The organism is uncultured Mucilaginibacter sp. (assembly GCF_903913935.1).
Lineage (GTDB): Bacteria > Bacteroidota > Bacteroidia > Sphingobacteriales > Sphingobacteriaceae > Mucilaginibacter.
This window is the reverse complement of sequence record NZ_CAIWNH010000475.1, coordinates 1-6,117: the sequence shown is the minus strand read 5'-3', so window position 1 is coordinate 6,117 and position 6,117 is coordinate 1. Positions and strand designations below refer to the sequence as shown.

General features: G+C 41.0%; 6 protein-coding genes. 4 read left to right on the top strand and 2 right to left on the bottom strand.

Annotated features, from left to right (window positions below; translation table 11 throughout):
* Positions 1-91: 91 nt before the first annotated feature.
* Positions 92-862, bottom strand: a complete 771-nt coding sequence (locus tag QZY09_RS18990) for a biotin--[acetyl-CoA-carboxylase] ligase (protein ID WP_295674863.1) — start codon at positions 860-862, stop codon at positions 92-94.
* 47 nt (positions 863-909) lie between these two features.
* Here QZY09_RS18990 and rsfS point away from each other — a divergent pair, with 47 nt between their 5' ends.
* The 3 genes from rsfS to QZY09_RS18975 all read left to right on the top strand — a co-directional run bounded on the left by rsfS (position 910) and on the right by QZY09_RS18975 (position 4,336).
* Positions 910-1,284, top strand: coding sequence for a ribosome silencing factor (gene rsfS / locus QZY09_RS18985; protein WP_096356244.1), 375 nt, complete (start codon positions 910-912; stop codon positions 1,282-1,284).
* Between the two features lie 167 nt (positions 1,285-1,451).
* Positions 1,452-3,551 carry an ATP-dependent zinc metalloprotease FtsH gene (ftsH, locus tag QZY09_RS18980; RefSeq protein WP_295674861.1) on the top strand — a complete coding sequence of 700 codons (2,100 nt, stop codon included), beginning with the start codon at positions 1,452-1,454 and terminating at the stop codon, positions 3,549-3,551.
* 146 nt (positions 3,552-3,697) lie between these two features.
* Positions 3,698-4,336 carry a lactate utilization protein gene (locus QZY09_RS18975; protein WP_295674860.1) on the top strand — a complete coding sequence of 213 codons (639 nt, stop codon included), beginning with the start codon at positions 3,698-3,700 and terminating at the stop codon, positions 4,334-4,336.
* Between the two features lie 49 nt (positions 4,337-4,385).
* On the opposite strand, the gene QZY09_RS18970 is transcribed toward QZY09_RS18975, so the two are convergent.
* Positions 4,386-5,480 (bottom strand): metallophosphoesterase, encoded by a 1,095-nt coding sequence (locus QZY09_RS18970; protein ID WP_295674858.1) that lies wholly within the window; start codon positions 5,478-5,480, stop codon positions 4,386-4,388.
* Between the two features lie 131 nt (positions 5,481-5,611).
* On the opposite strand from QZY09_RS18970, the gene QZY09_RS18965 reads away from it, so the two are divergent.
* Complete coding sequence (locus QZY09_RS18965) at positions 5,612-5,965, top strand: hypothetical protein (RefSeq protein WP_295674857.1); 354 nt, start codon at positions 5,612-5,614, stop codon at positions 5,963-5,965.
* Positions 5,966-6,117: the final 152 nt, after the last annotated feature.

The following is a 6,117-nucleotide window of genomic DNA, read 5'->3' as shown; positions in this document are numbered from 1 at the left end:
GATTCTGAACTTGTAATTGTAAACGTGCCTTTAATAGCTTATTTAACAATATTTAACACCAAGCCCGCCATTGAACTAATGATCGGGTAAACTAATGTACAAACTCGATTTCTTTCAAACTAAACTCTAATTCCTCGCCATTATTATTTTGAACAACCAATAATCCGTTGTAACATACATTTTTTATGGTTCCCTGTATGAGTGCATTCTTGGTTCGGAAAGTCTTTTCCTCATTTAACCAATATAGTCGCGATAAATAAGAATTCCTTACATCGGCAATTTTTCCGGCCTTAAGCTTTAAATACCAGGCTTCAATATGGCTGCAAATGTCTGATAATATAGTTCGTAAATCATAATCTTTATGTAAGATTTGCTTTACCGATACCGGGTTTGTAAGGCCCGGAGCAAAATTCACCTGGTTAATATTCAGTCCTATGCCAATTATGGAATTTTTTATTTGTCCGCCTTGTATCATATTTTCAATTAACATTCCGCCTAATTTGCGGTCCTGGTTATAAATATCGTTGGGCCATTTGATTTTCAGCCCGCCACCCAATAATGGTTCCAAAGCACCAAAAACACCCAGGCTAACCGCTCTTACAAGGTCAAATTGCTCAGTAACGGGTAAAAAATGCGGTTTTAACAAAATGCTGAAAGTTAAATTTTTACCAGGTTCGGCAAACCAGCCATTTTGTTGCTGCCCCCTGCCCGCATATTGATTTTCTGCCATAATGACCGTACCTTCGATCACTGGCTTGGAATTTGACACTAATTCTTTCAGGAAATTATTGGTAGAATCAACTTCTTTTAGAAGAACAAAATTTTGTCCAACAAATAACCCCGAAATTATGTTATTTTGCAATGTATAATAAATTAGAAACCACAATCGTTCAAAACTAATTCTTTTTGATGGTAAAAAACAAAGCGTTAAGTGAATCTGCTTATATTTCCGAGTTAGCCATACACGGTATTCAGGAAAAAAAAGGAAACGATATTATCAGGTTAGACCTTCGTAATATATTTAGTTCGGTTGCCGATTACTTTGTAATATGTCATGCCGAATCTGCCACGCAAGTAAAAGCTATAGCAAATAGTGTTGAGGAAGAAATTTTTAAGGCCACTCAGCAGGAACCCTATAAGAAGGAAGGCCTGCAATTTGGCGAATGGATACTGCTGGATTATGTAGATGTTGTGGTTCACGTTTTCAGGACAGATAAACGTGAATATTATGGCATGGAAGATTTGTGGGGCGATGCAGAGATTAAAATGTATAAAAGCGCTTAATGCGTAACAAATATGTTTAATATGCGTCAATGTTCACAACCATTCGAATGTTAATTAAAGTAAAGAGTGTAAGTTTGAACTTGTAAAGAAATGAATCCATCATTAGCAGCAAAAAATAAATATTTGCTTGTGATAGCTTCATTGCTGTTAAAAAATAAAGAACTGTAATGAAAGATAATAAATTGGAAAAACCAAAACCCATACGGAAAATACCTAACAAAAAAATAACGCCAAAACCACCGAAACCCAATATTATGTGGTTTTATGTAATTATTGTGGTGGTTTTACTTGGAGTTGCTACATTGTTGAACGGAAACACTTTTAAACCGATCACTTTTCAGAAATTTTCGGAACAAATGCTGAAAAAACAGGATGTTGACCACGTAACTGCTTACCGCAGCGGCGACCTGATCATGGCGGAAGTGTTTTTAAAGAAATCCAGTATAAATAAACCGGAATATGCTGATGCCAAAAAGGAAAAAGACAATAATTTAAGTTTTTCCGGTGACGAGGCGACACCGCAATATGTATTTACCGCCGGATCATTTGATGGGTTAATAAAAGAAATAAACGACGCGCAGGCAGGTGTGCCTGACGCGCAAAAAATTTCCGTATCGCTTGAGCCTGCGAATGAAAGCCTTTTATCCAATTGGTTTGTGCAATGTATCATCATGGCAGTATTGCTGGTAGCAGTATGGCTGTTTATTATGCGTCGTATGTCAGGTGGTGCAGGTGGTGGCCCGGGCGGCCAGATCTTCAACATCGGCAAATCGAAAGCTACGCTTTTTGATAAAGAAGCCCAGGTTTCAGTAACCTTTAATGATGTGGCCGGTTTGGAAGAAGCCAAGCAGGAAGTAATGGAAATTGTGGATTTCCTTAAAAATCCCAAAAAATACACTAACCTGGGTGGTAAAATACCAAAAGGTGCGCTGTTGATCGGTGCGCCGGGTACCGGTAAAACCTTGCTGGCAAAAGCTGTTGCAGGTGAAGCGCATGTTCCGTTTTTCTCCCTGTCAGGATCAGACTTTGTGGAAATGTTTGTGGGAGTAGGTGCATCCCGCGTCCGTGATTTGTTCCGCCAGGCTAAAGATAAAGCGCCTTGTATCATATTTATCGATGAAATTGACGCCATCGGCCGTGCCCGTGGCAAAAACAATATTGTAGGCGGTAATGATGAACGCGAAAATACATTGAATCAGTTACTGGTTGAAATGGATGGTTTCGGAACCGATTCAGGTATTATTATCCTTGCCGCTACTAACCGTCCGGATGTGCTTGATACCGCTTTATTGCGCCCGGGCCGTTTCGACAGGCAGGTATCCATTGACAAACCCGACCTGATAGGCCGTGAGCAGATCTTTAAAGTTCACTTAAAGCCGATCAAACTGGCAGAAGGGGTTGATCCGAAAAAACTTTCGGCACAAACACCGGGTTTTGCCGGCGCCGAAATTGCGAACGTTTGTAACGAAGCTGCTTTGATAGCCGCCCGTAAAAACAAGGAAGAAGTTGACATGAAGGATTTCCAGGATGCGATCGATCGTGTGATCGGCGGTCTCGAGAAAAAGAACACCCTGATTTCTCCCGAAGAAAAACGGATTGTTGCCTATCACGAAGCGGGCCACGCAATTGCAGGCTGGTTTTTAGAGCATACAGATCCTTTAGTGAAAGTGTCAATCGTGCCACGCGGTGTTGCCGCCTTAGGGTATGCACAGTATTTGCCTAATGAAAGATTTTTGGTTGCCAAAGATGAGCTGATCGATGATATGATCCTGTCAATGGGTGGCCGAGTTGCTGAAGACATTGTTTTTGGAAAAATAACCACCGGTGCGTTGAGCGACCTGGAAAGGATTACCCGCCTGGCATATGGCATGGTGAAAATATATGGGATGAACGAAAAGGTGGGTAACGTATCCTTTTACGACCCGCAGGGAGAGCATCAGTTTAATAAGCCATATTCTGATACGACTGCTGAACTGATTGACGCCGAGGTACGTAATTTAGTAGACGTAGTTTACCAGAAAACAAAAGAACTGATCAACGCGCACCGCGAGGGTCTTGAAAATGTGGCGATGAAATTATTGGAAAAAGAAGTATTGTTCCAATCGGATCTGGAAGAAATTTTGGGCAAACGTCCGTTTGAACACCGCACCGCGTATGATAAATTTGTAAACGGACCTGACGCTGTTGTTGAACCGGTACCTACCGGCTTAGAACCTCAAGGTGTTGTTGAAAATACAGCTACTGAAAAAGAAGCGGGAAAGGAATAAGTTTTAAGTCAATAGTCCTAAGTCTAAAGTCCTGAGTAAGAAATAGCTTACTTTTGGTTTTAGATTTAGGATTTTTAATACCGGCAAATTAGACATTTGGTTTTGGCTGAGACTTTAGACTAAAGACTCCAGACTTAGGACTTACTATGAGGGACATCACTACATCAAAAGAAAAACTTCTGAAGAAGATCCGGAAGGCGCTTCTTGAAAAACGGGAGAACCCATACCCCAACCTGGAAGACCTGCCCCATTACCCCCCGAATGACGAGATGCTTGAGGTGGTTTTTGCCGAGCAATTTACCGCGGTGTCAGGGCAGTTTGTATTTTGCGAGGATGAAGTGCAGTTTATAGAAAGCTTACTTGAACTTGCCGAAGAGCGGAACTGGCATAAAATATATTGCTGGGAACCTGCACTCCAGGAAATTTTAAGTCGGTTTGAATATCCCTTTTTTGAAACTGATAAAGATTTTGAACAGGCCGAGGTTGGTTTTACGCTTTGCGAAAGCCTGGTTGCCCGTAATGGCAGTATTATTTTGTCAAATTCGGGCATGGCGGGGCGCCGTTTAAGTATTTATCCACCTGTACATATCGTATTGGCCTATACCTCGCAGTTGGTGCTGGACCTAAAGGATGGTTTTAAAAAAATTAAAGCTAAATACGGTAATAATTTACCCTCCATGATCACTACAGTTACCGGCCCCAGCCGCACTGCCGACATCGAAAAAACCCTGGTATTGGGTGCCCATGGCCCCAGGGAATTGTTTGTTTTCCTTTTAGACGGATAGGCATGCGCAAAATTTTGGGCTGTATAGTCAGACACAAAGTATGGCGTCTCTACAAATTCAATTTCAGGTCGGCCAGCTTGCATTCGTCCAAAACCATGCGGGTGCTTTCTTTATGCGGCCCATACGCCCATTTTATAAGCCTGATGCAGCCATTGGCAATTTCAATCCCCGTAATATCGCCATCATTAAAACAGCAGCATCCTGTGTTAAAATAAGTATCATGGTAGCCTTTAAAATCGGGCATTTTGTCGCCGCGGTTTTCCCTGTTAACTATTTGCTTTTTTATTTGGTCAGCAGCCTGATCGTCATTTGCTTTTTTTGCATCGCCCAACTTTTCATACAATAACTCAAGGTGGGTTAACGATTTAAAGACCGGCTGATGGGTATGCCCGGTGATCAGCAGCATGTTTTTGTGTTTCGAGCTCCACTGGTACATCATTTTATTGTGCAGTGTTTTCAACTCGTCATTTGTTGAAGGTGTATTAGGATTTATCCTTAAATAGGATTGTAGTGGCCCCCAAACATCCGAAACAAACCATTTGCTAAACCAGTTGCCATCACTTTGTAAATCGCCCTGGTGTCCGTGGGTCATGTATATTTTTAGGGGCAGCTTATTAATGGTGGTTTTAAGGATAACGCCTTCGTAAATATCTACGGGCTGGTGATAAATGATGCCAAGACCGGCAGAGGCGAGGGGGTCATTATCCCAATAAAGGTCGTGGTTGCCAAATGTTTTTATAAATCGCTTGTTTTTTAAAAACTTCGCTTCGGCCTCAAAAGTTGCCTTATTGTGCTTTTTTACGGTGATGAAGGTGTTTTCCCATAGTTCTTCACTATCACCCAGGTTGATGTAGAAAAATTGGTTATCCAAATAATAAGCTAACGCTGCCAGGTAATTTTTTTCGGCCCGGGCGAAAATATCAGCGCCATCCCTTGCGCCTTTATGCTGGTCCGAAAAAATAATAAATTTGTCAGTATCGGTGTTAAGAGAAATAGTGATCCCATTTTTACCTGTGCCACTGTCAATTTTTTCATAAAGTGCGCTAAGGGCCTTGTTCACTCTTTTTTGATCAGGCCGGGATGAAAATCTATCCGCCAGCCTGATAAGTGGTGTTTTTAATAATTTTTGGAGGAAATGCCGCATGATGATCAAACATACAGATTTAAAAAATGTGTTTTAACGGTGTAAAATACCGTTAAAACACGGAGTGAAATTCACGGGGTTATATTGTATAATTGGGATAATTAATTCAATCATTCCTAATCTAATTAACTATGGCAACAATTATTGATCCTGTTTCAGCAAAGAGCCTCATACAGGAGTACCAGCAACAAAACGCATCGGATGACGGCCCGGGTTTGCTTACACCGGCTGATCAATTACTCAATGGTTTTTTTATCGACAGGGAGAGTTTAGAAGCGCTGCTAACTAATCCGAATGTTGTTGGTGTAAGTATCAATTTCGCAAAGCATCCTGATTTTGTAGGTCAGCCTGGTAAGTATTTCACGTTGCTTTATAGCGGCGCAGAACTAAATACCGACCCTGATGCTAAAACTCCTTATGTAAATAAAGGCGACATTTGTGGCGGCCCGCCACCTTGCCCACCATGGTGTACCGATATCTGTTAGTTTTTGTATTGGTAATTTGTTTAGCCACGACCTTATTCTTTTTAAAAAAACGTACAATATCAATAAAAAATGCCCTTTCTTTAGAAGGGGCATTTTGTCGCATTTATCTTAATAACATTATTTAATTATAAATTTAAACTAATAGGTTTTAT